This window comes from Epilithonimonas hispanica (genome assembly GCF_003385395.1).
In the GTDB taxonomy this organism is placed as follows: Bacteria; Bacteroidota; Bacteroidia; order Flavobacteriales; family Weeksellaceae; genus Epilithonimonas; species Epilithonimonas hispanica.
Genome location: NZ_QNUG01000015.1, coordinates 1 through 26,835, shown reverse-complemented (window position 1 = coordinate 26,835; position 26,835 = coordinate 1). Strand labels below are relative to the sequence as shown.

Here is a 26,835-nt window from a genome sequence, read left to right as displayed (position 1 = left end):
AAGTTTTTTCACGAATAGCACAATTGATTTTATGTGTAAATGTGAAGTTTATTCTTATTTGAAAAGTAAACTTCAGAATAAAAATTGCGTCTATGTGGTTAAAAAAAACTTTCTTGATGTACATCAATACGATGTCAAAATTTAAGGTCTTATTTTTGCTGCAGGAAAAATCAATATTAATTTAAAATATTATCTATGAAAAAATTGACAGTATTAGCATTGGTAGGAGCAGCGTTGTTGTTCACAGCTTGTAACGACAAAAAAGAAACTGTAACAGCAGAGCAAGAAGTTGCAGCAAAAACTGGTGAAGTTTACAACGTAGATTTGGCAGCGTCTAAAGTAGATTGGAAAGCGTTCCACAAAGGTGGATTTGCGCCAAGATGGGGAATTCTTAACTTGAAATCTGGAGAAATCACCGTTGAGAATAATGCGGTAACTTCTGGAGAATTCGTAATCGATATGACGACTTTGAAAGTGGATCCTGCGTCTGTAACCGAGGCTGACAAAAAACCGGCTGACCTAGAAGCGCACCTTAAAAATGCTGATTTCTTTGATGTTGAGAAACAACCAACTTCTGATTTCAAAATCACTGCTGTAGCTGATTTGGCTGGAGAACTTCCAAAAGATGCAGTTGCTGGAGCTAACAAAACGATAAGCGGAAACTTGACATTGCTTGGAAAAACGCTTAATGTTTCTTTTCCTGCGAAAGTGACTGTTGCTGAAGGTAAAGCTAGCATAGAAGCTAAATTTACTGTAAACAGAGCAGATTGGGGAATCAAATTTGGGACTGATGAAACTGACCCAGCAGAATGGATGATTAGCAAAGACATTGAAATTGGCATCAATGTAACGGCTTCTAAAAAATAGAATCTGAAATGAAAAGAAAGACTGTTTCGAAAGAGACAGTCTTTTTTATTATAAACACTTCGACTCCGCTCAGTGCGACACTTTTAGTACTAAATGTATAATAAGAATTGTCAGGCTGAGCGGAGTCGAAGCCTTTGTGAAATAAAAGAACCGACTCTTTAGAAGCCGGTTCAGTAGATAAAACATCTCATTTTTTTTAGTTAGACAACAACAAAAAAGGATAGCCGACAATGCTATCCTTTAAATTTTTATATCAAATTTAATTTGAGTAATTCCGATGGAGTCAAAAGTAAATTTTGTGTTCATTTCCTAAATCTCTATTGTAAATTTAGAAAGAAAAATAATACGAAATGTAAACTGAATGTTAAAATTTCTAGGTTATCCACATTTTTTTGTGGATAAGTCTAATAAGCTTGGATTAACACTTCTGTAGGAATATGTAATTTTTCGCTCAGTTTTCTAATCATTTCGAGGGAAAGTTTCCTTTTCTTATTAAGAATTTCGCTGGCTCTGCTTTTTAATCCAATGACTTCTGCAAGGTCGTTTTGAGAATAATTCAATTGTTCCATCCGGAATTTTATGGCTTCAATTGGGTCTGGAAGTTCGATGGGGAAATTTTCATTTTCATATTTTTCAACAAGAATTCCCAAGATTTCCAATTCATCTCCTTCTTTGGTATTTGGTTTAGCGTCGAAAATTTGTGAAAGTCTTTCTAAAACCTGATTGTAATCTTCTTCCGTTTTTATTGGTTTTAATGTCATTGTATTAGATTTTGTTTGCATCTATTTTATCATATTCTGCGTGAGTTCCTATGAACCGAATCCACATCATTTGATAATGATAATTAATTTTCACAATCAGTCTGTAATTATTTCCTTTGATATTAAAACAAACCCGATTGTCGTTCAGAAGACTTGCGCTAGGAAAGTCACTTTTCAGTTCGTTAGGATTTTTCCAAGTTGCGAGATTGGTTTCCTGATACCAAGATTTTAATTGCTGTTCACAATCAGAATGAATATCCCAAAAATCTCTCAATATCTTTTTTGCAATAATTCGCACCTTTATGTTTTTACAAATATAAATAAAAATTCCCAATTTGGGAATAATTATTCCAAAATCCAACTTTTCGCTGTTTCTAATTCTAAATCCTTGTCTGGAATTGATTCTACAAAAACATCTGGATTTATTTTCTCGCGATATTCTTTTCCCGTTCTGTCCATTTCAAAAGAAGTTGCCAAGGCAAGACTCCTGCCATCGCTCAAAGGAAAAGAAGAGTTAGCCGAGGTCAAACCGGCAGTCGGTTGCCCGAACAGCTTCACATTGTTTTTACCAATGAACGAGATTACAGTAGCTTCACCTGCGCTTCCTGTCTTTTTTCCAATCAAAATGGCAATTTTAGAATTGAATTTTTTTAATTTATAGGGTTGCGGTATTTCATTTTTGCCAAATTTTCCTTTTTCTAATATCCAAGGAACATTTTTTTCTTTAGTAACAAAATATCCTAAAGTACCATCTCCCAAAAGGCTCTCGAGCCCCAGTATCATCGGATATATACTTCCTCCCGTATTGGTTCTCAGGTCTACAATCCAACCTGCGATTTCGTTTTCAGAATCCAGTTTTTTTATCATTTCATTGATTTTCGAGGCAAACTGATTTCCGATTTCTGTATTGGATGTGGCAAATCCCGGAACCATAATATAACCAATTTTGGAGTCGATTAATTTATATTCCGGTTCTATTCCTTTCGTATTTGATGTCTTTTTTGCCTCTGTACTTTTTTTCGAGACAATGAAAGAATGGATGTCTCCGGAACCTTTCAATACATTCATCATATATTGTATTGCAGGTTTTGTGTCATCAATGGTTTCCATACCTTCGGATAATTTTTTGATGTTTTCGTCCACAATGTTCCAATCTATTTTGTCTAGGAACATAGATTTAGTTTTAATTAAGTTTTTGAAATATTCAATATAATCTGAGGCGATTTTTGATGGTTTTGTATCGGATAAATCAATTACTTTCAGTTCAAAATTATCAAACCAAACATTACCTGAACCTGCTAATAATCCTCCGATTTTTAAATTTTTTGCATACTCATCAATGATGAATTGCAATCTGTATTTTGTCCAATCACTATTTATAACTATTGAGTTTTCTTGAGTATTAGTAGTTCCGGAATTTATTTTGTTGCCATCTTTATCCAAAACTTGAAACCAAAGGTTAATTTTTCCATCAATGTTTTCAGATTTTACATAAGCAGAGATTTCAATTTTCCTTCTACCTTTTTCTTCAATAGGGATTTTTTGATAAAAAGATTGAAATGTTTTGGTATTGTTAGAACTTCCTACTATCTGAAAAGAATTTTGCCCTTGATATTTCTGACTGTTATCAATTTTCCAGTCATAGGATTCTGTTTTTTTTATACTCCAATTATCAGGCAGATTATTTGTTGAGTTTTCAAAACCTAGATTTTGTAACTGTGCATTTGAAAAGTTGATGAGAAGAATTGTTAGAATGCTAAATTTAAGTTTCATCATAATTTTCTTTTTGTACTAAAATATAGAAACCGACAATCAGATTCTAACCAATTAACAGAATTTATAAAATATTTGGAATGATTAACAAAAACAAAAACCAAAGCTTTCGACTTTGGTTTTATTATTTACTTAGATTCTATTACTTCAACTTCTCCGCAATATACTTCGCAGTAAAAGACTTTTTCTCTTTAGCCAAATCTTCCGGCGTTCCCGTAAAAACAATCTCTCCACCGTATTTTCCGGCATTTGGACCGACGTCGATAATGTGGTCGGCACATTTTATAATGTCAGGCTGGTGCTCAATCACAACCACCGAATGTCCCAATTCTATCAATGCCTGAAGCGATTTCAACAATTTTTGAATATCGTGGAAATGCAATCCTGTTGAAGGTTCATCAAAAACAAACAAAGTTTTTTCCGTCGTCACACCTTTCACAAGGAAAGATGCCAGCTTAACTCTCTGCGCTTCTCCACCGGAAAGAGTAGAAGAGGACTGACCCAACTGAAGATAACCTAAACCAACATCTTGCAAAGGTTTCAGTTTTGTAGCGATTTTTTCTTCGTGGTTTTCTTTGAAGAATTCCAACGCTTCATCTACTGTCATATGAAGAATATCGGAAATGTTTTTTTCGTCGTATTTGATTTCGAGAATTTCTTTTTTGAAACGCGTTCCGTGACAATGTTCACATTCCAGCTCAATATCTGCCATAAACTGCATCGAAACTGTGATGATACCGTCTCCTTTACATTCGTCACATCTTCCGCCATCCACATTGAAAGAGAAGTGTTTCGGCTTCAAACCTTGAACTTTCGCTGATTTTTGTTTGGCGAAAAGGTCTCGGATGTCATCATAAGCTTTTAAATACGTTACAGGATTGGAACGTGACGATTTTCCAATAGGATTTTGGTCAATTAATTCGATATTCTGAATCAATCTTGAAGGGAAAGTCACAGAATCATAATCCGCTTTTTTTCCACCCATTCCCAACTGAATTTGGATGGCATTTGTCATCACTTCTTTCATCAAAGTCGATTTTCCACTTCCTGAAACACCTGTAATCACCGTCAGACATTCCAAAGGAACATTGACGTCAACATTCTTCAAGTTATTTTGACGAGCACCTTTTATCTCTATGAATTCTTTTGTTTTTCTTCGTTTGCTTGGAACTTCGATTTTCAAATCGCCATTCAAGTATTTTGCGGTCAAAGTATCAGCTTTCAGCATTTCTTTATAATTACCACTGAAAACCAAATCACCACCAAGATAACCCGCTTCCGGACCAATGTCGATGACATAATCTGCTTCTCGCATCACATCTTCATCGTGTTCTACAACGATTACGGTATTTCCAAGGTCTCGAAGTTGTTTTAAAACGCCAATCAGATTTTCAGTATCTCGGGAATGCAAACCAATACTTGGCTCATCCAGAATATATATCGAACCAACGAGCGAGCTTCCTAAACTTGTTGCCAGATTGATTCTCTGACTTTCTCCTCCGGAAAGTGTGTTCGATGTCCGGTTTAAGGTCAGATAACCCAAACCAACTTTAGTCAAAAATTCCAGTCTTGTTTCAATTTCGTAAGTCAGACGTTTGGCGATTTCTTTATCGTGGTCGTTAAGTTTAAAATTTTTGATTAATGGAAGCAATTCGTCCAAAGGTAATTCAATCAAAGACTGAATATTGTGTCCGTCAATTTTTACCCAGCTTGTTTCTTCTCTCAATCTTAATCCTTCACAAGTTGGGCATCCTGTTTTTCCACGATAGCGAGAAAGCATTACTCTATACTGGATTTTGTAAAGATTTTCCTCCAGCATTTTGAAGAAGTTGTCAATGCTTGGAAAACTTCTGGTTTTATCGCCTCTCCAAAGCAATTGTTTCTGTTCTTTGGTGAGTTGATGATAAGGCTTATGAATAGGGAAATCTTTGGCTTTTTTCATAAATTCCTTTTTCCACTCGCTCATACTTTCTCCTTTCCAAGAAGCAACAGCGTCCTCGTGAAGCGACAAATTTTTATTCGGAATCACCAAATCTTCATCAATTCCAATCACTTTTCCGTAACCTTCGCAAGTTGGACAAGCGCCATAAGGATTGTTAAAACTGAAATAATGAACATTCGGTTCGTTGAAAACAATGCCGTCCAATTCAAATTTATTAGAAAATTCACGGATTTTTCCTGTGTCTGTATTTTTAAGTGAACAATAGCCGTGACCTTCGTAGAAAGCCATTTGGATAGAATCTGCCAATCTTTGCAAGAAATTCTCATCTTCCTCATAACTGAATCTGTCAATCACGAGATTGATTGTCATATCTTTTTCCGGCGTGAATCCGAAACTTTCCAAATCCTCGATTCCTGCAACATTGCCGTTAACTTCCAATCTTGTAAATCCTGAAACTTTAAGGGTTTTCAGTAATTCTGCAAATGTTTTAACTTCAAATGTCAAAGGCGCTAACAGTAAAAAAGTAGAGTCTTTTTTAGAATTCTTGATGAAATCAATCACGTCGGTTACGCTGTCTTTCTTCACTTCTTCTCCCGAAATTGGCGAAAAAGTTCTTCCAACTCTGGCGTAGAATAATTTAAGATAATCATAAATCTCCGTAGAAGTTCCAACTGTAGAACGCGGATTGGACGAAATTACCTTCTGCTGAATCGCAATAGAAGGTGCTAGACCTTTGATATCATCGATTTTCGGTTTTTCTAATTTACCCAAAAACTGACGTGCATAGGAACTCAAACTTTCCACATATCTTCTCTGTCCTTCAGCGTAAATCGTGTCAAAAGCGAGCGACGATTTACCACTTCCGGAGACACCTGTGATAACAATCAGTTTGTTCTTTGGAATCAGAACGTCGATGTGTTTCAGGTTGTTAAGATGTGCGTTTTTAACGAAAATATATTTTTTGATATCGATTTCAGAAGCTGTAGCCATAGTAAAAATAAGACCAACAAATTTACGAAAAATTAAATCGATTTGAGATAAGTTTTCAAATTAACATTTTAAGTTTTCTCAATTAATTTGATTGCAGATTAATGTTAATTTCTAAATTTGCGCCCAATTATTCAAAAGGGAAATTTAAACTGTGAGAATAATCTTTTGAACTAATAAAAATTAAATATGAAAAGAACTATTACAGCTTTGTCAATTTGCGTATTGTCTATTAATACAATAGCTCAGAACAAGGAAAAAGAGATTGATGAAGTTAATTTACAAGGTCGTTTTTTATCAACGCCTTATAACGATGTTAATGAAAATGTAGTCGTTATAACGAAACAACAAATCCAAAATAGTCCGGCAACTAGCATTGATGAATTGTTGCAATTTCATTCCGGGTTGGATATCAAAAGACGAGGTTCTAATGGTGTTCAGAGCGATATTACGATTAGAGGAAGTTCTTTTGAACAGGTTTTGATTTTGGTAAATGGCATTAGAATGAACGATTCGCAGACTGGTCATAATACGTTTAATATTCCGTTTGATATCTCAGCAGTTGAACGAATTGAAATTATTAAAGGCTCATCGGCAAAACTTTACGGACAGAATGTTTACGCTGGTGTAATTAACATCGTTACTAAAACTTCTTCCGAAGAACAAGTAACGATAAAAGCGCAAGGTGGCGATTTCAAAACTTATGATTTGTCAGCTTCTGCAACCTTTGGTTCGGAGAAATTCACGAATCTTTTCTCAATAAGCAATGGTGCTTCCGACGGTTATCGTTTCAATACAGATTATCAAATCAGAAACTTCTTCTATCAAAATAAATTAAAATTGAATGATGGAAGTCTTAGTTTGCAAGCTGGTTTTTCTGAGAAGAAATTTGGTGCGAATGGTTTTTATGCATCGCCATCGGCTATTAATCAATATGAAGAAACGCAGGCTTCTGTTGTAAGTTTACAATATCAGCAGAAGTTCAATAACTTATCAATTAATTCGAGTGTTTATTGGAGAAGAGGACAAGATATGTATCTCTACACGCGCTCAAATCCGGCTGGTTACAGAAATATGCACATCGGAAATAATGTTGGTGGAACTGTGAATGCTTCTTATGAATCTTCGGTTGGGACTACAAGTATTGGGGTGGATTACAGAAAAGAATTTTTGGTAAGTAGTAATCTCGGAGATAGAGAAAGAGATGTGACGCAGGTGTTTTTTGACCATCAATTCCGATTCTTTAATCAGAAATTAGAAATCAATCCTGGGGCGAGTTGGGCGAATTATTCTGGTGATAATTTTCTTTATCCGGGAGTGGATGTTGGTTTTATCTTTAATCCGAATCATAAGGTTTTTGGAGCTGTTTCTAAAGGTTTCAGAATTCCAACTTTTACCGACCTTTATTATGTGAGTCCGACAGAAATTGGAAATCCAAATTTGGTTCCGGAAAGTGCTGTTTCATCAGAATTAGGCTATCGATTCCAGAATGAAAAAATCTTAGCGAAAGCGAGTGGTTTTATTAGAAATACCAACGACGGTATTGATTGGCTTAAACCAACAGAAGAAAGTCCTTGGACAGCGGAAAATGTTGGAAAGATTCATCTCAAAGGTTTCGAAACAGAATTCAAACATCAATTATTTCCGTTTCTAAATTATAGATTGAGTTATACCTATCTTGATAATCAATATAAAAATAAGGAGCTTTCCAGATATGCATTGCAAAATCTGAAACATCAGTTTGTAGCGCAATTAGATGTTAAGTTTTTGAAATTTTTCAGCAATCAATTGATTTATAAATATTCGGAACGTGTGAATCTTGGAAGTTATAATGTTTTGGATGAACAACTTAATTTCCGAATCAAAGACCTTAATTTTTATGTTTTAATCAATAACCTGACGAATACAAAATATGTAGAAACCAATCTGGTTCCAATGCCTGGACGATGGTTTCACTTAGGATTTACTTATCAGATTAAAATGAAATAAAGCTTATTAACCACATAGACACATAGGGAAAACTATTTGAACTGTTTAAAAACTATGTGTCTATGTGGTTTAATTTTTCAAAGAAGTTTAAATAGTTTCTAAAATGAACTAAATTTGCAAAAAATCAAAAATGGCAGCTTACTTAGAATTTAATTTCAAAATAAAACCTCTCCAACCTTGGAACGAAATATTGATGGCAGAACTGATAGAAATCGGTTTTGACAGCTTCACCGAAGAATATGACGGGATTTTAGGGTATATTCAAAAAGACCTTTTCAAAGAAGAAGAATTGAAAAATATTTCACTATTTCAAAATCCGGATGTTGAAGTACATTATTCTTACGAAGAAATGCCAAATATCAACTGGAACGAGGAATGGGAGAAGAATTTCTCTCCAATAAATGTTGAAAATAAAGTCCTTATCCGAGCAGAATTTCACGAACCAAACCCCAATATGCACGAGATTGTGATTCAGCCAAAAATGTCTTTCGGAACAGGTCATCATCCTACGACGCATTTGATGATTCAGCAGATGTTGGATATGGATTTGGAGAACAAAAAAGTTCTTGATATGGGTTGCGGAACTTCGGTTTTAGCGATTTTTGCTAAGCAGAAAGGAGCAGGAAGAACTGTAGCCATCGATATTGACGAATGGTCTGTAGAAAACTCTAAAGAAAATGCAGAACGTAATAATGTAGAATTAGATATTGAACTTGGAACTGCTGATAATCTTGGAAAAGAAAAATTCGAAATTATCTTAGCTAACATCAATAGAAATATTCTGATTTCCGATATTCCGACTTATGTTTCCGTTTTGGAAGATGGCGGGAAATTATTGTTGTCAGGATTGTGTTTCTTTGATGTCGATGATATTTTGGAAGTCTGTACAGAACAAAATCTAAGACTCGAAAAGAAAATCCAAAGAGAAGAATGGGTTTCTTTGTTGTTGAGTAAGTAAGATTTCTTAATGTAATAAAGCCTCGAAAATTATTTTTCGAGGCTTTTCTATGCTATGCTTCTCCGTGGGTTCCGAAATATTCTATTTTATTTTTAGTAATATTAATTGTAATGTTCAAATAGCAATTTCCACCATCCATTACATAGACTTGATTCTTTCTCCAATCATCATCGTAATAAACACAAAAACAAAACACATTTACAATTTTATCTCCTGATTCGTTTGTGGAAACAAAATACTGTCGATAAAAATATCTTAGATTTAGTTTTTCTTTTTCGAAATCTAAAGTTGATGTTTTGCTCTCTTTATTCCATTTCTCTAATCTGATTTTTAATTTATCGTTATAATCATTAACTCCTTTAATTAGATTATGATTGATAATTCTCAGTTCGTTTATTGAAAGTTTAGTTTTTTTCTTCGAATCTTGGTCAAATATTGCGATATAATTTGGTTCTTTTAATGTGTCAGATTGATTTTGTTCAATATATTTTGATGGGACAAGCTCGCTTTCATCATTAACTTGTTTTTCAATCTTATTACAACTGAATATGGATGATGTTATCAATAGAATTGAAAAATTAAAGAAATGATTTCTCATAAAATATATTTTATATGACTATTTCTGCGGATATTTCTGAATCAAAGCCTGCAAAATAGCCCACGTTTCTGCATCCATAATACCGCTGTAATTGCTCGGGCGGAAATGAAATTGGAAAGCCTCAATTGTTTGTTTGGTTGTTTTATCCCAAACACCATTCACCGTTAATTTATATCCAAACTGGACTAATTGCTGCTGGATTTTAGACACAAATTCCGGATTATAGTATTGTAAGCTAATATCGTTGGTTGTTAGTATTTGATTGAGGAAAGTATGTTTCGCTGTTTCGTCATACCACATTCCCACTTGATACTCGTCGTACAATCTTTTCCAAGGGAAGAGCGGTCCTGGATCTTGCTTTCTAATTGGTGCAATATCAGAATGCGCTAGAATATTAGTTGGCGGAATATTATATCTGGTCACGATATTCTTTACCAAAGCTCCAACTTTCTTGAACTGCTCCTCGGGATAAGGATAAAAGACACGGTTGTTCAGAGAATCCGTTGTGTAACCCAGATTCACGATTTCTATTCCAATAGAAGTATCATTCAGGTTTTGATCTTTTCTCCAATTACTAACGCCTGCGTGGTAAGATCTTTTGTTTTCATCCACGATTTGGTAAATTTCTTTATCTGGTAGGGTGCTTACAAGGTAATGTGCACTCACAGATTGCTGGGTCAATGTGGAAATTGATTTCTCATCATTAAGTACAGTATAATGAAGAATCACATATTTCTGGCGGAAGTTTTGTCCAATGGCAGGAAAATAATTCTTTGTGACTTTGTAACCTGCAGGATTTGCGCTTACGATAGAGCCATAACTTATCGTATTATCATTTTTTGTAATGTCCGCAATATTGACTTTGTAATATTCACCTTCATCTTCCTTGATTTCTGGTTTTTTCTGAGTAATCACCGGTTTTGGAGCACTCGGAAGAGCTGGAGTTTTACTTTTTACAATTTTTTGTTGAGAACCACAGGAAATAATTAATGATCCTAAGGTTATGAGATATAATGAATTACGCATTCGTGTCTATTTTAGGTTATATTTTCGATTCAAAAATATGAAAAAAAATAAATAATTTTTTTTGGTAGTTACGCAAAAGTCTTCTATATTTGCACTCGCAATAACGGAATAGAATATATCTCGGAAACTGCAAGGAGAGTTGCCTGAGAGGCCGAAAGGACTTGTTTGCTAAACAAGCGAACTGGAAACGGTTCCAAGGGTTCGAATCCCTTACTCTCCGCAACAAAAGATGACTACTCGGGGCGTAGCGTAGTCCGGTCATCGCGCCTGGTTTGGGACCAGGAGGTCGCAGGTTCGAATCCTGCCGCCCCGACGATTTTTAGTGATTTTTCGAAAAAAAATTGCAATGGGTGCGTAGCTCAGCTGGATAGAGCATCTGCCTTCTAAGCAGACGGTCAAAGGTTCGAATCCTTTCGCGCTCACAAAATGGAGGTCATTCTTGATCTCTTTTTTTATATCGAAAGCTAATATTTATTTATCAATTTGATTTAAAATATTAACTTAATGCTCGGGGCGTAGCGTAGTCCGGTCATCGCGCCTGGTTTGGGACCAGGAGGTCGCAGGTTCGAATCCTGCCGCCCCGACAAAGTTTTAGTAATTTTTGAAAAAATTACAAATGGGTGCGTAGCTCAGCTGGATAGAGCATCTGCCTTCTAAGCAGACGGTCAAAGGTTCGAATCCTTTCGCGCTCACAAAAGACTCACAATTATTTTAGTTGTGAGTTTTTTTTATATTTCAAAACTAGATTTCTATTTTCTGTTTTCAAATAATTATTTGTTAATTATTTTTTAATAATATTTGGTACTCATGTCTTCTTTAATTACCTAATTGATTTTGATGAGACAGAAAAATTGTTTTATTTCGCTTAAAATTTCTTTTAGCAATGTGGAAGCTTGTCAAAAAATTGTTTTTATTCTTAATCTTAGCGAATATACTTTTCGTTATTTTCGGGATATTCTTTAATCCACCAATAACCTTTACACAAATAGGAGGATTGGTAAAATATGGAAAATTAGAGCGTGATTATATCTCCTATGATGATATGGGTGGTAATATAAAAAAAGCTGTGATTGCTTCTGAAGACCAATTGTTTTTCACACATAATGGTTTCGATTATAAACAAATCGAAAAGGCAATGAAGAAGAACGATAAGAAAGGAAAAGTAGTGAGAGGGGGAAGTACAATCTCGCAACAAACTGCAAAAAATGTTTTTCTTTGGCAAGGCAGAAGTTGGATTAGAAAAGGTTTGGAAGTGATTTATACATTTATAATCGAAAAAATCTGGGGCAAAGATGTTATTCTGGAAAGGTATCTTAATTCTATAGAAATGGGACAAGGTGTTTTCGGAATAGAGGCTGCGTCACAGTATTATTATAATAAACCAGCAAAAGACCTCACAAAAAGTGAAGCGGCTTGGATTGCGACCGTTTTACCGAATCCTAAAAAGTACGACCCAAAAAATCCTACACCATATCTTAGAAAAAAGCATGGTTGGATTATGCGCCAGATGAACAATATTGTTCTGAAATGATTACTTTTGTAAGGATATGGCGATTAGATTAACTAAAAAAGACAGCTTCAGTACAATTCTGAAAAATTATTTTTCAGAACAAAACGAAACCCAATCTTTGTTACCTTTATCCGAAATTATTGTAAGCCTAAAGAAAGATGATTTAGGTGTTTTTACTGCGTATCTCAAAGATAATGACAAGATAAGGGAAAATCTGATTTACTATATTAATAATGTCTTCAAGGATAAACCTTTTAATTTGTCATTGACAGAAGCAGACATCCTTTCGGAAAATGCCTTCTATCCTGAGTTCAAAAAACGAGTTCTTAATAAAATTTTACCGCCAATCGAAAACGAAAATACTGTTTGGTATTTGGTAGATAATGTGTTAGTAACACCAAAAAAAGACCTCGAGTTTTTCCAAAATTCTGCAGAGGATAAAATGGATGAGCTTTTCAAATTGTTGAGAATTGACAAGTATATTAATTCCCAACACGTTAAAAACGAAATGCTCTTTTCTCTTAATATCTTGGCGTGGCGAGTAATCGGAAACGCACTGGATGTTGAGGTTGTGAAAATGGCTCCGGAATATAGGAATTTTGATAATCCATTTTTAGCATTACAAAACGAATTAGACATATTGAATGCTGATTTCAAGGAGAACCCTGATTTCAAATTCACTTCCAATGATGAAGTTTATAAACAAACCAAAGTCTATCTCGACCAATGTTTGGAATTCGTGAATATTGCTTTCAAGAACTCTTCAAAATATGGTATTTCCAGCAAGACCAATCAGTCATTACTGAAAATCAGACAACAATTACAAAGGATGTCTGATATTATCAAGTTGTTCGTGATTGACAAAGAAAAAGATTATTTGATTAATTCCAAGCAATTATTTTTCAATATTTTAAAGTACAAATCTCATAAGAATAATCTTCAGGATTTAGTTTCGGACAGTACAAGATTGATGTCGCATCTCATTACCAATCACACAGCAGAGATGGGAACGCATTATATTACTTCGACTTTCAAATCTTATATGAAGATGTTTTGGAAAGCATCGGGAGGAGGTGTGATTGTTGGAGCACTTTGTGTTTTGAAAATGCTTTATGGTTATATTGATACGAGCGATTTTGCGCATGCATTTTTGTATTCTATGAACTATGCGATGGGATTTGTGATGATTTATCTGATGCACTTTACTCTAGCGACCAAGCAACCTGCAATGACGGCTGCTACAATGGCGAAAGTTCTCTCGGAAGGTAGTAGTAGAAGTACGTATGTAGAGTTTGCTCATGTTGTTTCACAATTGTTTAGGTCACAGTTTATTGCATTTGTTGGGAATGTTCTGTTGTCTTTTCCGGTTTCTTTGATTATCATTTATGGTTTAGAAATACTTTTCAAACAAAATTTTGCCTTCGATAAATCGACTAAGTTACTGTATGACTTAGACCCGTTCCAATCCAAAGCGATTTTACATGCTTCTATTGCTGGAGTTTTTCTCTTTATTTCGGGTGTGATTTCCGGGAATATCAGTAATAATTCAGTGTTTTTTCAAATTCCGAAGAGAATTGAAAAGAATCCTTTTATCAATTATTTCTTTGGACAAAAGATTGCAAAACGTTTATCCGTTTATTATTCTAAAAATTGGGCAGGAATTATTTCTAATTTTTGGTTCGGGGTTTTTCTTGGTGCAACCGCTCCGATTGGACTTTTTCTAGGTCTGGATTTAGATATTCGTCACATTACGTTTGCGGCTGGGAATTTTGCATTAGGACTTTATGGGAAAGATTTTGTAGTAACTTCTTACACATTCTGGATTTCCTTTGTTACAGTTTTTATTATTGGATTCTTCAACTTTATTGTCAGCTTTGGGTTGTCAATGTTGTTGGCATTCCGTTCCAGAAAAGTAGAAATGAGTGAGGCTAGAGAGATTTTTGGAGAGATTTTTCGATATTTTATCCGGAATCCATTCAGGTTTTTCTTTCCTCTAAGGTCTTTGCTTGATGAAAAAAGTAAGAAGATGATTGAAGAAGTTTCTACAAAATCAGAAGGTCATTAATCAAAGACTCATCTTTCAATACTTCTTGGAATTTTTTCAGAAAGAATGATTTTCTCATCCGGAAATCATTTTTCAATAGAGGAGATTTGATTCTCAAAACCAAAACTTTTTCTTTTAGGTTGACGGTTTCAATTTCAGAAAAAAGCGCATCCGAAAGATAATTTTGTAAAAAATCCTTGATTTCGAAAGCTTTCAATTTATCTTCAAAACCATAGATTTTAGCAAAAGAATTCAGTAATTCCGAAGATTGAAATTCGCGTTTTTTTCTGCCCATTTTTTGATTTTAATTAAGGATGTAAAAGTAGAAAATTCAAATTCAAAAATAGTATATTTGCACGCTGAAAGTTCAAAGTTTAAGGTTCAAAGTTAATGACATCAAAACCTTAAACTCAAAACTTTAAACTTTAAACCTTTTTTTATGAAATGTGGAATCGTAGGTCTTCCGAATGTAGGAAAATCAACTCTTTTTAATTGTCTTAGTAATGCCAAAGCACAGTCTGCAAACTATCCGTTTTGTACGATTGAGCCTAACTTAGGAACGGTTTCTGTTCCAGATAAAAGACTTTTTGAACTTGAAAAATTGATTAATCCGGAAAAAGTAATTCCTGCGGTTGTAGAAATTGTGGACATTGCTGGATTGGTAAAAGGAGCAAGTAAAGGTGAAGGTCTTGGAAATCAGTTTTTGGCTAATATTCGTGAGTGTGAAGCAATTATTCACGTTTTGAGATGTTTCGATAACGGAAATATTGTTCACGTAGAAGGTTCTGTTGATCCACTTAGAGATAAAGAAATCATTGATATAGAACTTCAGTTGAAGGATTTGGAAACGATTGGAAAAGCTGTTGAAAAGGCTAAAAAATTCATCAAATCCGGAAAAAAAGAAGATGTTCTGACTTACGAAACTTTACAAAATCTTCAAAAATTTGTTGAAGACGGAAAAAACGCAAGAGAATTTGCAACAGATGATTTTACAAAAGCAATTATTGGAGAAGTTCAATTGTTGACGAATAAGCCGGTTCTTTATGTTTGTAATGTAGATGAAAATTCTATCAAAAACGGGAACGATTGGATTGTAAAAATCGAAGAAATGGCAAAAGGCGAAAATGCTGAAGTTGTTGTTTTGGCTGCTCAAATCGAAGCTGATATTAATGAATTGGAAACTTTTGAAGAGAGAGAAATGTTCTTGGATGAGCTTGGCTTGGAAGAGCCTGGTGTTAACCGATTGATTAGAAAAGCTTATGACTTGTTGAAATTACAGACTTATTTCACTGCCGGTGTTAAGGAAGTTAGAGCTTGGACAATTGATCAAGGTGCAACTGCGCCACAGGCTGCTGGTGTGATTCATACAGACTTTGAAAAAGGATTTATCCGAGCTGAAGTTATTGGTTATGATGACTTTGTGAATTACGGTTCAGAATCTAAAGTAAAAGAAGCCGGAAAAATGAGAGTTGAAGGAAAAGAATATATCGTGAAAGATGGTGATGTGATGCATTTCAGATTCAATGTATAAGTAGATTTTAATCATTATAAAATAGAAACTCCCGAATTTTCGGGAGTTTTTTATTTGTATTTTAGCGAGAATTAAAAATAGAATTTATGATTAGAAAATTACTTTTTGCTTCTTTGTTGATATCAAGTTTTGCTGTGTCTGCACAAACAGTGGTTTTTAACGAAGATTTTGAAACAGAAACCGGAAGGAATTCTTGGATTAATACCGATAGAGATGGCGATGAGCAAAAATGGGAATTTGATAATAGTACTGTTGATTCGTTTACTGGATATTATGCTACTTCTTGGTCGTGGTATTTTGAAGCTTTTACGCCGGATAATACTTTAACAAGTCCAGTGATTACCTTGCCAAATAATTCGGATAAACATTTGAATCTTAAGTTTGATGTTGGTGCTTTTGATGATGAAGTCTTTCAAGAGCATTATGCTGTTTATGTGATTGCTGCAAATTCTACTTTTACGGGAACTGAAAACCCTGTTTTTGAGGAAACTTTGGATGCAGGATATATGGATGAAGCGAAACATGTAAATGTAGATATAACAAATTTTGCAGGACAAAATATTCAAATTGTTTTCAGACATTATGATTGCACAGATCTTTTAGTTTTAATGTTAGATAATATTCAAATAGTTGAGGAGGGAAAATTAGCGGTTTCTGATGCTAATAAAATAAATGCTCAGGTTTATCCAAATCCAACATCAGATTTCATAAAAATCAAAGGTGTTGAGAATATCCTAAAAATCAGAATTTTTGATATGAATGGAAAAATGGTTCTTGAAAGTCAATCTTCCGAAGCAGACGTTAGAAAGCTTCCTGTAGGACAATATATCTTGAATGTCCATACAGATTCGCAAATTATTTCCAAAAAAATAATCAAGAAATAAAATTTAAGAACGCTTTCGCACACAGGAGCGTTTTTTTTTATATTTAATATTAAAATTCAGTCCAATTCGAGTAAAATTGTCTGAATCAATTTGTCTGAACTTTGTCCCATCAAAAAACAAGTAAAGAAATGAGTACAAAAACAAAATTGGCATTAATAACCGGCGGAAGTCGTGGTTTAGGAAAAAATGCAGCCATCAAAATTGCAGAAAAAGGATTGGATGTAATTATCACTTATAATATCAACAAAGAAGAAGCGGATAAAACAGTTGCGGAAATTGTCGTTTTGGGAAGAAAAGCAATTGCTTATCAGCTCAATACGAAAGATGTGAAAAGTTTCGATGCTTTTGTAAAAACAGTTGGTGACCATTTGGAAGAAAATACAGGCAGTCGAAATATTGATTTCTTAATCAATAATGCTGGAACTGCTTTATATCAACCTATTACACAAGTTACAGAAGAACAATTAGATGATATGGTTAATATTCATTTCAAAGGTGTGTTTTTCTTGACGCAGAAGTTTTTACCTTTCATTAATGATAATGGAGGAATCGTGAACTTATCTTCAGGTCTTGCTAGATTTGCATTGCCGGGCTCATCTGTTTATGGTTCTATGAAAGCGGCGATTGACCAATTGAGCAAATATATGGCGAAAGAACTGGGAGCAAGAGGAATCAAAGTGAATGCAGTTGCACCAGGTGCTATTGAAACAGATTTTGGAGGTGGAAGAACAAGGGATGATAAAAATATGAACGCTTTGGTTGTTTCTAATACAGCTTTGGGAAGAGCAGGTTTGCCGGATGATATTGGAGGTGTAGTTGCTTTCCTTTGTACAGAAGAAGCGAGATGGATTACAGCGCAAAGAATTGAAGTTTCTGGCGGAATGTTTTTCTAAAAATCAAGTTTTAAATTGAAATAAAAGATGGCTTTTTAAGTCATCTTTTTCTTTTGTGAAAATCCAAATAATAATTGAGATGATTTACGGATATTTAAAATAAAAAATTCGGATTTTTGGCTTCAATTTCCTAATTTTGTCTGTTTACTGATTTTTCATCTATGTCACAAGATTTACAACCGAATTACTCCGAAGATAACATACGAACGCTCGAACCTAGGGAACACGTACGATTACGCCCCGGGATGTATATTGGGAAGTTGGGAGATGGTTCATCTGTGGATGACGGGATTTATATTTTACTGAAAGAAGTTTTGGATAATTCCATTGACGAATTCAGGATGAAAGCCGGAAAAAGAATTGACGTAAAAATCAAAGACGGAACCGTAACTGTTCGTGATTACGGTCGAGGAATTCCTTTGGGGAAAATTGTGGACGTTGTTTCCATAATGAACACTGGAGGGAAATATGATGACGGTGCTTTCAAAAAATCCATCGGTTTGAATGGGGTTGGTACAAAAGCAGTTAACTTTTTATCGACATATTTTAGAGTTAAATCGGTTCGTGAAGGCAGAATGAGAATTGCCGAGTTCCGTGAAGGGAGATTGGATGTTTTACACGATGAAACCGAAACTTCCGAAAGAAATGGAACGGAAATCACCTTTACACCAGATAACAGCATTTTTGTCAACTTCAAATTCAGAAATGAGTATGTGGAGAAAATGCTCCGCAATTACACTTATCTCAATCTAAGCTTAAAAATCTATTTCAACGGAGAAGTTTTCGAATCTCAAAATGGTTTGAAAGACTTATTGGAAGAAGAAATTGATGGCGAAATTGTTTATCCGATCATCCACATTAAAGATGAAGATATGGAATTGGCGATTACGCATTCCGACAAATCTCAATCTGAAACCTATTTTTCTTTTGTCAACGGACAATATACTTCACAAGGAGGAACGCATCTTAATGCTTTTAAAGAAGCTTATGTGAAAACTATCCGAGAATTTTTCAATAAAAACTTTGAAGCTACTGATATTAGAAAAGCTATTATCGGTGCAGTTTACATCAACGTTGGTAATCCTGTTTTTGAATCCCAAACCAAGACCAAATTGGGTTCTACAACAATGGGACAGGATAAAGATGGGAAAGAGCTGGAGTCGATTAAGACTTTTGTTATCAATTATTTGAAGAATAAATTAGATAATTTTCTTCATAAAAACCCTGAGATTGCAGAAGCTATTCAGCGTAAAATATTAATTTCCGAAAGAGAAAGAAAGGAACTTTCCGGAATCCAAAAATTAGCAAGAGAAAGAGCTAAAAAAGTATCGCTTCACAATAAAAAACTGAGAGATTGCAGACATCATTATAACGACCAAAAGGCAACTAGAAAATCTGAGACAATGATTTTCATAACCGAGGGAGATTCTGCTTCTGGTTCTATTACAAAGTCTAGAGATGTGGAAACGCAGGCTGTTTTTTCATTAAAGGGAAAGCCTCTGAACTGCTATGGATTGACAAAAAAAGTGGTTTACGAAAATGAAGAATTCAACCTTCTTCAAGCGGCACTTAACATCGAGGAAAGCTTGGAAGACTTGCGTTATAATCATGTTGTAATAGCAACCGATGCCGATGTTGACGGGATGCACATCAGATTGTTGATGATTACATTCTTCCTTCAATTTTTTCCTGATTTGATTAAAAATGGACATTTGTACATTTTACAGACGCCGCTTTTCCGTGTTAGAAATAAAAAAGAAACTAGATATTGCTACTCCGATGCCGAGAGATTGAAGGCATTGAATGAACTTGGAAAAAATCCGGAAATCACACGATTCAAAGGTTTGGGAGAAATTTCTCCGGATGAGTTCAAACATTTCATTGGGAAAGATATTAGATTGGAGCCTGTGGTTTTAGGGAAAGATCAAACCATTACGCAGCTTTTAGAATTCTATATGGGAAAAAATACGCCAGATAGACAATTGTTTATCTTGGATAATCTAGTGGTTGAAGAAGGTGATATTGATAAGAAAGAAGCTCTCGAGATAGAAACTTAGAAGATGAAAATCAATTATAAAAACTAAAAACATAAAACACACACAAATGAGATTAAGTAATAGAAATAAAGTTCCTGTTTATAGTTTTATATATTCACTGGCAGGGATTGTTTTTATATTAGGAATTATTGCATACATTTTAGAGATTAATAAGTTTGATATTTTTGGAAGGAAAGCTTGGGTTTTATTGGCATTTCCAGCTTTGATGTCGCTTTTTCTTTATCTTCTAGGCAAACCGGTGTTCGAATATGATAGTGATGGGGAAGCACTTAATTTTAGAAATAATCATATCTTATATTTATTGTCCAAAAAGAATGCAAAAGATGAATTTCCGAAATATAAATTGATTAAGTTTAATTTAGTTAATGTGTTTTTTTTTAAGAAGTTATATATTTATATTAACAGTAAGAAATCACACGTTGTAATCTTAAAATATGATATTTCTTTTCTGAACAAAAAGCAGGTGAAAGATTTGAAATTTTCTTTGAACAAAGTCTTAAAATTGAATAAGGAAAACGTGCACGAAGATAATACAGCAACAGATTAATGGAAGAAAGTACACATAACGAAGAGAGCCTGAAAAAAGTTTCGGGGCTGTATAAAGATTGGTTTTTAGATTATGCATCTTATGTAATATTAGACAGAGCAATTCCATCTATTTTTGATGGTTTCAAGCCAGTTCAACGTAGGATTATGCACTCTATGCGAGAGTTGGAAGACGGTCGTTATAACAAGGTTGCTAATATAGTTGGTAATACGATGAAATATCATCCACACGGCGATGCTTCTATTACCGATGCAATGGTGCAAATTGGGCAAAAGGAATTATTAATTGATACTCAGGGTAACTGGGGGAATATCTACACAGGTGATTCTGCTGCTGCTGCGAGATATATCGAAGCTAGATTGACACCGTTAGCTTTAGATATTGTCTTCAACCCAAAAACAACCCACTGGACCAAATCTTATGATGGAAGAAATAATGAACCTGTTGATCTTCCTGTAAAGTTTCCATTGCTACTTGCACAAGGTGTTGAGGGAATTGGAGTTGGGCTTTCTACCAAGATTATGCCTCACAATTTTAACGAATTGATCACAGCTTCTATTCTTTATCTCAAGGGAAAAAGATTTGAAGTTTTTCCAGATTTTTTGACTGCCGGAATGCTGGATGTTTCCAATTATAATGATGGTAAAAGAGGCGGAAAGATCCGAGCAAGAGCAAGAATTTCGCAAAAAGAAAAGCATTTACTTACAATTACAGAACTTCCTTTTTCCAAGAATACCGGTGATCTTATTGATAGTATTTTGAAAGCCAACGAAAGAGGAAAGATCAAAATCAAAAAAATTGAGGACAATACTTCGGATAATGTAGAGATTAATATTCATCTCCATCCGGATGTTTCACCAGATAAAACCATTGATGCGCTTTATGCATTCACAGATTGTGAAGTCCCAATTTCGCCAAATGCCTGCGTGATTGTTGGAGACAAACCAATGTTCTTATCAGTTTCTGAGATTCTGAAACATAATACAGATCATACAGTTTCTTTACTAAAGAAAGAGCTAGAAATTGAACTTCATGAGTTGCAAGAAAGTTGGCATTTTTCTTCATTAGAAAGAATCTTTATCGAGAACAGAATCTATCACGATATCGAGGAAGTGAAATCTTGGGAAGATGTGATTAAAACAATAGATGAAGGTTTAAAGCCTCATACAAAACATCTTTTGAGAGATGTTACAGAAGAAGATATTATTAAATTAACCGAAATCCGAATCAAGAGAATTTCTCGTTTTGACTTAGATAAATTCAAAGAAAATATTCTAGCCTTGGAAGGTAAGATTGAGCAAGTGAAACATCATTTAGCTAATCTTATCACTTATGCCATAGATTATTATACTAATATTCAGAAAAAATACGGAAAAGGAAAAGAAAGAAGAACCGAGCTAAGAATTTTTGATACAATTGATGCATCAAAAGTTGCGGTTGCTAATGAAAAATTCTATGTCAATAGGGAAGAAGGATTTATAGGAACTTCTCTCAAAAAAGACGAATATCTCTTCGATTGTTCCGATATTGATGACATCATCACATTTCAGAAAGATGGAACAATGAAGGTGGTGAAAGTTGAAGCTAAAACTTTTATCGGAAAAAACATTGTTCACGTTGCAGTCTGGAAAAAGAACGACAAGCGCACGGTTTACAACATGATTTATCGCGAAGGTAGGGAAGGTCCTTATTATATGAAACGGTTTTCTGTGACAGGAGTTACCAGAAATACAGATTATAAACTAGCTTCGGATAAAAAATATTCAGAAATGCTCTATTTTTCGGCTAATCCAAATGGTGAAGCAGAAGTTGTTTCTGTTTTGTTGAAGCCAAATGCAAGAGTCAGGAAGAATAAAATTGATATCGATTTCTCTGATGTAATAATTAAAGGTCGTGATTCTAAAGGAAATCTTGTAACCAAGTATGCGGTCAAAAAAGTAGACCTAAAAGAAGAAGGGGTTTCAACATTAGCACCTAGAAAAATTTGGTTTGATGATTCTGTAAGACGTCTTAATGCGGATGGAAGAGGAACCTTGTTGGGAAGTTTCAAAGGGGATAATAAGATTTTGACTATCAATTCTCAAGGCGAGGCAAAATTGGTTTCTTTCGATTTGATGAATCGATTTGATGACGATTATCTAATCTTAGAAAAATGGAAACCAGAGCAGCCGATAACTTGTATCTATTTTGACGGAGAAAAAGATAAATATTTTGTGAAACGTTTCCTCTTGGAAAATACACCAAATGTCCAGTCTTTCTTTGCTAACGACAATCCAAAGTCTTTCTTAGAATTTGTAACAACAGAAGTTGGGGCCATTGCAGAATTGGTCTATCCAGTAATCAAAGGGAAACAAAAAGATCCAGAAACTTTTGATTTGGATGAGTTTATTACAGTAAAAGGTATCAAAGCGATTGGTAATCAATTGGCAAAAGACAAAGTCAAAAATATCAATATCACCATTCCTGAACCACCAGAAGTTGTCGAAGAAGAACCAGAAATAGAAGAAAGAATACAAGAGGATCTGGATGACGAAGGTGGAAGTATTGGCAGTCTTTTTGAAGAAGAAAATTAAAAACACAATCAATTTTTTAAACAATGAACATCGTTTTATTAATCATAATCATTATTACTTGTGTAATCAGTTACATAGGTTTTCAACAACCAGAATTTTTCCAAAAATATAAATTTGAGGTCGGAAGTGTTCAAAGACGAAAAGAATATCTGAGACTTTTATCAGCCGGTTTCCTACACGGAGATTGGATGCATTTGTTTTTCAATATGTACACGCTTTACATATTTGCGCCGATTGCATTAATTGGTTTCAAGGTTTACGGATTTTTGATTATTTACATAGGTTCCATTATTTTGGGAAATTTGTTTTGCTTGTATCATTACAGAAAAGTTCCTTTTTATTCCGCAATAGGAGCTAGTGGGGGAGTTTCAGGTGTTTTGTTTGCTGCCGTGGCTCTTGCGCCCAGAGAAATCGAAATCTGGTTTATCCCAGGTTTTTTGTTCGGTGCACTCTATTTCGGATATTCTGTTTATATGATGCTTAATCCAAGAATGAATGACAATATCGGTCACGCTGCACATCTTGGAGGTGCATTTTTCGGATTGGTTTATGCCGTTGCAGTTTATCCAGAATTTGCATTGCAAAATGCAATTTACATTGGGATTATGGCATTGCCACTCATTTATTTAGCTTACGAGATTATTGTTAAAAAAAGAATTGGATAATTTTATTAGGAGCAAGACGATTACCGTTTTTTAGAACTTATCTCACCCGCTGTCCGCTATATCTTTTTTTTGCAAAAAAGGATGCCGCTACCATCGGGGCTATGTTGAGGTTTTGTAATTCTTTTCCAGATTAAAAAATCCAAATAAAATCTCTTATAAGCGAAGCAATTTTGTGAACTTAAAGCAGAAAGTATTAAAAGCCTTTAGGAGCTTTGTGTTCACAACTATTTTCGTGCAAAAATCATCCGGTCATTTCCAGAAATGTCCTTAAGTAAAACTGACTCAGAAAAATTCAGAAACAACTCCAAAGTTTCTTTTCCCAGTTTCTGATTGATTTCCAAGAAAACCATTCCGTTTTTGGAAAGATGATTCTTGCAATCTTCTGCAATTTTTCTGTAGAAAATCAAAGCATCAGAAGTAGGAGAGAAGAGCGCCAAATTAGGTTCAAAACCTTTGACTGAATCTTCGATGTCTACATTTTCTTCAATTCCAATATAAGGAGGATTGCTGATAATGACATCATAAATATCATCAAGACTTTCATTCAGATAATCTTTATTTACAAAATTGATTTCAAGATTATGAAAATTAGCATTTCTCTTCGCAATTTCTAACGCATCTTTAGAAATATCAATAGAATTAACTTCAGCTTCCGGAAAATGTTTCTTTAAAACAATCGGAATAATTCCGCTTCCGGTTCCAATATCAAGTATTTTTAAACCTTGAACCTTGAATCTTGAATCTTGAATCTTTTGAATCGCTAATTCCAGCAATTCCTCAGTTTCTGGTCTTGGAATCAAAACGTGTTCATTGACAAAGAATTTCATTCCATAAAATTCTGTTTCGCCAAGAATTTGTTGGAAAGGTTTCCGGGTTTTCAATTCCGAAATGGTTTCTAAAAATTTATTAGAATCATTTTCAGATAATTCTTTGTCAAGATTTTGTCTCAATTCAATTTTATTCAGTTCAAGAAAATGTTCACAAAAAATAGAGAACAATTCCTCAATCTCAGATTTTGAATAGATTTCAGAAAGTTCGGTTTGAAAAATAGTTTTGATTTCAGAAAGTTTCATCATTATCTTGTAAAAACCAAGTTAGTTTCAGTCGAAAGTTTCTCATCAAATAAGTAATTCTCGTAATTGAAAGCTTTCAGTTCATCCAAAGTTTGAACTTGATTTTCTGCACAAAAACGTAAAACCAAACCACGAGCGTGTTTGGTATAAACAACAATCGTTTTTAGTTTTCCATCAGGCTGAATTTGTTTAAATTCAAAATCGATAACTTTTGCTTTTAAAGATTTTTTATTAATGACTTTAAAATATTCTGTACTAGCAAGATTAATGAGCAATTCTCCTTTTTTAAGCTCAGAATTCAATTGTTCCGTCACTTTGTCTGCCCAGAATTCATAGATGTTTTTATAAGAATCAAACTGGAAAGGTCTTCCCATTTCCAAACGATACAACATAATTTTGTCCGAAGGTTTCAAAAGTCCATAAAGTCCAGATAAAATTCTATAATTTTTCTGAAGATAATCAACCGCATTTTTGTCCAAAGTTGGTGCATCCAGACCTCTGTAAACTTCTCCTGTAAAAGCAAACATTGCAGGCGCTGAGTTTTTAGCGGTTGGTTTTGAAGTCCATTTTTGATTACGTTCCCAATTTTCGTCTGCCAGTTTTGGAGAAATTTCCATTAATTCTGCCAAGAACTTAGGTGATTTTTCTTTTAAAAAAGATTGGATAAATTCTGAATACTTGATGAATTTCGGCGTTGTACTTTTTAGGAATTCTGTAGAGTTTTCTACATTCATCAATTTTGCAGGCGATGTTATGAATTTCATTTTTGTTGTTATCGGTTGATAATTGTTTGTTGTCAGGCTGAGGCTCTCGAAGCTCTTTTATTTATTCTTTACAAAACTCCTTTCCCTTGTCTGATAATCTCGGGTTCTCCAGAAGTCAAATCTACAATTGTGGAAGCCGTGTTGTCTCCATAACCCGAATCGATGACGATATCAACCAATTTGTCATATTTTTCAGCAATCAATTCCGGATCTGTAGAATATTCCAAAATCTCATCATCATCGTGGATTGAAGTTGATACAATCGGATGTCCTAATTTTTCTACAATCAATTGCGGAACGATATGGTCTGGAACTCTGATACCAACTGTTTTATGTCCTTTATAAGAAGTAGGAAGATTTCTGTTCGCTTCCAGAATGAAAGTAAATGCTCCGGGAAGATGCGTTTTCAGAAAACGAAAAGTAGATGTTTCTATCGGTTTTGTAAACTCAGAAAGATGGCTTAGATCATTACAGATGATTGAAAATTTATGTTTGTCAATCTTGATTCCTTTTATCTGAGCAAGTCTTTCCATTGCTTTGTGATTATAAATATCACAGCCAATTGTATAAATCGTATCCGAAGGATAAATAATAACGCCACCGTTTTGAAGGACTTTTACGGCTTCGTCTATTAAATTTTCTTGCGGATTTTGCGGGTATATTCTTAAGATTTTTGCCATAATCAAAGGTACAAATTTAAAGTTATTTTAAAAAATTAGCAAAAAGTTTAAAAAATGGTGTTGATATTACTTTGGAGTTTTAAAATTAAATAAAATGAGAAAAATTCTATTTATCCTTATTACAAAGATTTTATTTACTGATTTATTACCAATTCAATATCTTTTAATATCTATTTTGCTTGACCTTTCTAAAAAAACTTATTTGTGAGGATGTAAAATATTATAATGAAATACAGTTTCGAAATGATTTATTAGAAAACTGTTGTTAAAATTTCAATCAAAATGTTGTAACAATTAACTAAAAAAAAAGAGAATCAAAATTTTTGATTCTCTTAAATTGTTGCGAGGACACGACTCGAACGTGCGACCTCCGGGTTATGAGCCCGACGAGCTACCTACTGCTCTACCTCGCGATATTGTTCTGCAAATATACGACTTTTTCAATATAAGTCAAGGGAATTGGAGTTTTATTTTTAGTGACTTGAATTATGAATTTAAAATTCTTGCAGATTAAGCAAATTTTGCTGATAATCAATAATCTGCTTAATTAGCAAAATCTTCGAGAAGATATTGTAACTAAATTCTACAGATGAGTCTTAGTTTTAAAATAAAAAAAAGAATCCGTCTCACAACTTGAGGCGGATTTTTTTTGGTTATAATTGTTATTTTTTGTATATTTATATCTGATAATCAGATATTTGTCTATGAATTTC

Annotated in this window: 22 protein-coding genes and 6 tRNA genes; 17 read left to right on the top strand and 11 right to left on the bottom strand. The window is 34.1% G+C overall.

Features of this window, described 5'->3' with window-relative positions; translation table 11 throughout:
- Window positions 1–195: 195 nt before the first annotated feature.
- Window positions 196–867: a YceI family protein gene (locus DRF58_RS08705; protein ID WP_116034674.1), complete on the top strand. Its 672-nt coding sequence runs from the start codon at window positions 196–198 to the stop codon at window positions 865–867.
- 404 nt (window positions 868–1,271) lie between these two features.
- Here DRF58_RS08705 and DRF58_RS08700 read toward each other — a convergent pair whose 3' ends face one another.
- From DRF58_RS08700 to uvrA, 4 genes are all read right to left on the bottom strand, one after another.
- The gene (locus DRF58_RS08700) at window positions 1,272–1,628 is read right to left on the bottom strand and encodes a helix-turn-helix domain-containing protein (RefSeq protein WP_116034786.1); all 357 of its coding nucleotides are present in this window, start codon (window positions 1,626–1,628) and stop codon (window positions 1,272–1,274) included.
- A 4-nt stretch (window positions 1,629–1,632) separates the two neighbouring features.
- A complete protein-coding gene (locus DRF58_RS08695; protein ID WP_116034787.1) occupies window positions 1,633–1,926 on the bottom strand; it encodes a type II toxin-antitoxin system HigB family toxin in 294 nt (97 codons plus the stop codon).
- A gap of 47 nt (window positions 1,927–1,973) precedes the next feature.
- Window positions 1,974–3,404 carry a S41 family peptidase gene (locus DRF58_RS08690; RefSeq protein WP_116034672.1) on the bottom strand — a complete coding sequence of 477 codons (1,431 nt, stop codon included), beginning with the start codon at window positions 3,402–3,404 and terminating at the stop codon, window positions 1,974–1,976.
- A gap of 139 nt (window positions 3,405–3,543) precedes the next feature.
- The gene (uvrA, locus tag DRF58_RS08685) at window positions 3,544–6,333 is read right to left on the bottom strand and encodes an excinuclease ABC subunit UvrA (protein WP_116034671.1); all 2,790 of its coding nucleotides are present in this window, start codon (window positions 6,331–6,333) and stop codon (window positions 3,544–3,546) included.
- A 186-nt stretch (window positions 6,334–6,519) separates the two neighbouring features.
- Here uvrA and DRF58_RS08680 point away from each other — a divergent pair, with 186 nt between their 5' ends.
- Window positions 6,520–8,319 carry a TonB-dependent receptor plug domain-containing protein gene (locus tag DRF58_RS08680; RefSeq protein WP_116034669.1) on the top strand — a complete coding sequence of 600 codons (1,800 nt, stop codon included), beginning with the start codon at window positions 6,520–6,522 and terminating at the stop codon, window positions 8,317–8,319.
- 130 nt (window positions 8,320–8,449) lie between these two features.
- Complete coding sequence (gene prmA / locus DRF58_RS08675; protein ID WP_116034668.1) at window positions 8,450–9,277, top strand: 50S ribosomal protein L11 methyltransferase; 828 nt, start codon at window positions 8,450–8,452, stop codon at window positions 9,275–9,277.
- A 52-nt stretch (window positions 9,278–9,329) separates the two neighbouring features.
- Here prmA and DRF58_RS08670 read toward each other — a convergent pair whose 3' ends face one another.
- Window positions 9,330–9,875: a hypothetical protein gene (locus DRF58_RS08670; protein WP_116034666.1), complete on the bottom strand. Its 546-nt coding sequence runs from the start codon at window positions 9,873–9,875 to the stop codon at window positions 9,330–9,332.
- An 18-nt stretch (window positions 9,876–9,893) separates the two neighbouring features.
- On the bottom strand, window positions 9,894–10,901 hold the full coding sequence (locus tag DRF58_RS08665) for an N-acetylmuramoyl-L-alanine amidase (RefSeq protein ID WP_116034664.1): 1,008 nt from the start codon (window positions 10,899–10,901) through the stop codon (window positions 9,894–9,896).
- 133 nt (window positions 10,902–11,034) lie between these two features.
- Here DRF58_RS08665 and DRF58_RS08660 point away from each other — a divergent pair.
- From DRF58_RS08660 to DRF58_RS08630, 7 genes are all read left to right on the top strand, one after another.
- Window positions 11,035–11,121: transfer RNA gene (locus DRF58_RS08660), tRNA-Ser, on the top strand.
- An 18-nt stretch (window positions 11,122–11,139) separates the two neighbouring features.
- Window positions 11,140–11,214 (top strand) — tRNA-Pro (locus DRF58_RS08655).
- A gap of 35 nt (window positions 11,215–11,249) precedes the next feature.
- Window positions 11,250–11,323 (top strand) — tRNA-Arg (locus DRF58_RS08650).
- An 87-nt stretch (window positions 11,324–11,410) separates the two neighbouring features.
- Window positions 11,411–11,485: transfer RNA gene (locus DRF58_RS08645), tRNA-Pro, on the top strand.
- A 34-nt stretch (window positions 11,486–11,519) separates the two neighbouring features.
- A tRNA-Arg gene (locus tag DRF58_RS08640) sits at window positions 11,520–11,593 on the top strand.
- Between the two features lie 191 nt (window positions 11,594–11,784).
- A complete protein-coding gene (mtgA, locus tag DRF58_RS08635) occupies window positions 11,785–12,432 on the top strand; it encodes a monofunctional biosynthetic peptidoglycan transglycosylase (RefSeq protein WP_116034663.1) in 648 nt (215 codons plus the stop codon).
- A 16-nt stretch (window positions 12,433–12,448) separates the two neighbouring features.
- Window positions 12,449–14,476 carry a recombinase gene (locus DRF58_RS08630; protein WP_116034661.1) on the top strand — a complete coding sequence of 676 codons (2,028 nt, stop codon included), beginning with the start codon at window positions 12,449–12,451 and terminating at the stop codon, window positions 14,474–14,476.
- Here DRF58_RS08630 and DRF58_RS08625 read toward each other — a convergent pair.
- Complete coding sequence (locus tag DRF58_RS08625) at window positions 14,454–14,750, bottom strand: hypothetical protein (RefSeq protein WP_116034659.1); 297 nt, start codon at window positions 14,748–14,750, stop codon at window positions 14,454–14,456. The genes DRF58_RS08630 and DRF58_RS08625 overlap by 23 nt on opposite strands.
- A 144-nt stretch (window positions 14,751–14,894) precedes the next feature.
- On the opposite strand from DRF58_RS08625, the gene ychF reads away from it, so the two are divergent.
- The 7 genes from ychF to DRF58_RS08590 all read left to right on the top strand — a co-directional run bounded on the left by ychF (window position 14,895) and on the right by DRF58_RS08590 (window position 23,605).
- The gene (gene ychF, locus DRF58_RS08620; RefSeq protein ID WP_116034657.1) at window positions 14,895–15,986 is read left to right on the top strand and encodes a redox-regulated ATPase YchF; all 1,092 of its coding nucleotides are present in this window, start codon (window positions 14,895–14,897) and stop codon (window positions 15,984–15,986) included.
- A gap of 86 nt (window positions 15,987–16,072) precedes the next feature.
- A complete protein-coding gene (locus DRF58_RS08615) occupies window positions 16,073–16,870 on the top strand; it encodes a T9SS-dependent choice-of-anchor J family protein (RefSeq protein ID WP_116034656.1) in 798 nt (265 codons plus the stop codon).
- Between the two features lie 128 nt (window positions 16,871–16,998).
- Entirely contained in the window at window positions 16,999–17,763 is a 765-nt protein-coding gene (locus DRF58_RS08610) for an SDR family NAD(P)-dependent oxidoreductase (RefSeq protein ID WP_116034654.1), read from the top strand.
- A gap of 161 nt (window positions 17,764–17,924) precedes the next feature.
- On the top strand, window positions 17,925–19,820 hold the full coding sequence (locus DRF58_RS08605; RefSeq protein WP_116034653.1) for a DNA topoisomerase IV subunit B: 1,896 nt from the start codon (window positions 17,925–17,927) through the stop codon (window positions 19,818–19,820).
- A gap of 46 nt (window positions 19,821–19,866) precedes the next feature.
- Window positions 19,867–20,367, top strand: coding sequence for a hypothetical protein (locus tag DRF58_RS08600; RefSeq protein WP_116034651.1), 501 nt, complete (start codon window positions 19,867–19,869; stop codon window positions 20,365–20,367).
- The gene (locus tag DRF58_RS08595) at window positions 20,367–22,940 is read left to right on the top strand and encodes a DNA gyrase/topoisomerase IV subunit A (protein WP_116034649.1); all 2,574 of its coding nucleotides are present in this window, start codon (window positions 20,367–20,369) and stop codon (window positions 22,938–22,940) included. The genes DRF58_RS08600 and DRF58_RS08595 overlap by 1 nt, the downstream gene beginning before the upstream one ends.
- Before the next feature lie 23 nt (window positions 22,941–22,963).
- Window positions 22,964–23,605 carry a rhomboid family intramembrane serine protease gene (locus DRF58_RS08590; protein ID WP_116034647.1) on the top strand — a complete coding sequence of 214 codons (642 nt, stop codon included), beginning with the start codon at window positions 22,964–22,966 and terminating at the stop codon, window positions 23,603–23,605.
- Window positions 23,606–23,829: 224 nt separating this feature from the next.
- Here DRF58_RS08590 and prmC read toward each other — a convergent pair whose 3' ends face one another.
- From prmC to DRF58_RS08570, 4 genes are all read right to left on the bottom strand, one after another.
- A complete protein-coding gene (prmC, locus tag DRF58_RS08585; RefSeq protein WP_116034784.1) occupies window positions 23,830–24,678 on the bottom strand; it encodes a peptide chain release factor N(5)-glutamine methyltransferase in 849 nt (282 codons plus the stop codon).
- A 2-nt stretch (window positions 24,679–24,680) separates the two neighbouring features.
- On the bottom strand, window positions 24,681–25,442 hold the full coding sequence (gene yaaA / locus DRF58_RS08580; RefSeq protein WP_116034644.1) for a peroxide stress protein YaaA: 762 nt from the start codon (window positions 25,440–25,442) through the stop codon (window positions 24,681–24,683).
- 68 nt (window positions 25,443–25,510) lie between these two features.
- Window positions 25,511–26,122, bottom strand: a complete 612-nt coding sequence (locus DRF58_RS08575) for an L-threonylcarbamoyladenylate synthase (RefSeq protein ID WP_116034641.1) — start codon at window positions 26,120–26,122, stop codon at window positions 25,511–25,513.
- A 340-nt stretch (window positions 26,123–26,462) separates the two neighbouring features.
- Window positions 26,463–26,535: transfer RNA gene (locus tag DRF58_RS08570), tRNA-Met, on the bottom strand.
- Window positions 26,536–26,835: the final 300 nt, after the last annotated feature.

Coding starts and splice junctions, on each gene's coding strand:
- ychF (WP_116034657.1), top strand. CDS start 14,895: ATGAAATGTGGAATCGTAGGTCTTCCGAATGTAGGAAAATCAACTCTT.
- DRF58_RS08625 (WP_116034659.1), bottom strand. CDS start 14,750: ATGGGCAGAAAAAAACGCGAATTTCAATCTTCGGAATTACTGAATTCT.
- DRF58_RS08630 (WP_116034661.1), top strand. CDS start 12,449: ATGGCGATTAGATTAACTAAAAAAGACAGCTTCAGTACAATTCTGAAA.
- DRF58_RS08690 (WP_116034672.1), bottom strand. CDS start 3,404: ATGATGAAACTTAAATTTAGCATTCTAACAATTCTTCTCATCAACTTT.
- DRF58_RS08680 (WP_116034669.1), top strand. CDS start 6,520: ATGAAAAGAACTATTACAGCTTTGTCAATTTGCGTATTGTCTATTAAT.
- DRF58_RS08575 (WP_116034641.1), bottom strand. CDS start 26,122: ATGGCAAAAATCTTAAGAATATACCCGCAAAATCCGCAAGAAAATTTA.
- DRF58_RS08600 (WP_116034651.1), top strand. CDS start 19,867: ATGAGATTAAGTAATAGAAATAAAGTTCCTGTTTATAGTTTTATATAT.
- prmA (WP_116034668.1), top strand. CDS start 8,450: ATGGCAGCTTACTTAGAATTTAATTTCAAAATAAAACCTCTCCAACCT.
- DRF58_RS08590 (WP_116034647.1), top strand. CDS start 22,964: ATGAACATCGTTTTATTAATCATAATCATTATTACTTGTGTAATCAGT.
- DRF58_RS08670 (WP_116034666.1), bottom strand. CDS start 9,875: ATGAGAAATCATTTCTTTAATTTTTCAATTCTATTGATAACATCATCC.
- DRF58_RS08615 (WP_116034656.1), top strand. CDS start 16,073: ATGATTAGAAAATTACTTTTTGCTTCTTTGTTGATATCAAGTTTTGCT.
- uvrA (WP_116034671.1), bottom strand. CDS start 6,333: ATGGCTACAGCTTCTGAAATCGATATCAAAAAATATATTTTCGTTAAA.
- DRF58_RS08595 (WP_116034649.1), top strand. CDS start 20,367: ATGGAAGAAAGTACACATAACGAAGAGAGCCTGAAAAAAGTTTCGGGG.
- mtgA (WP_116034663.1), top strand. CDS start 11,785: ATGTGGAAGCTTGTCAAAAAATTGTTTTTATTCTTAATCTTAGCGAAT.
- DRF58_RS08605 (WP_116034653.1), top strand. CDS start 17,925: ATGTCACAAGATTTACAACCGAATTACTCCGAAGATAACATACGAACG.
- yaaA (WP_116034644.1), bottom strand. CDS start 25,442: ATGAAATTCATAACATCGCCTGCAAAATTGATGAATGTAGAAAACTCT.
- DRF58_RS08610 (WP_116034654.1), top strand. CDS start 16,999: ATGAGTACAAAAACAAAATTGGCATTAATAACCGGCGGAAGTCGTGGT.
- DRF58_RS08665 (WP_116034664.1), bottom strand. CDS start 10,901: ATGCGTAATTCATTATATCTCATAACCTTAGGATCATTAATTATTTCC.
- DRF58_RS08700 (WP_116034786.1), bottom strand. CDS start 1,628: ATGACATTAAAACCAATAAAAACGGAAGAAGATTACAATCAGGTTTTA.
- prmC (WP_116034784.1), bottom strand. CDS start 24,678: ATGAAACTTTCTGAAATCAAAACTATTTTTCAAACCGAACTTTCTGAA.
- DRF58_RS08705 (WP_116034674.1), top strand. CDS start 196: ATGAAAAAATTGACAGTATTAGCATTGGTAGGAGCAGCGTTGTTGTTC.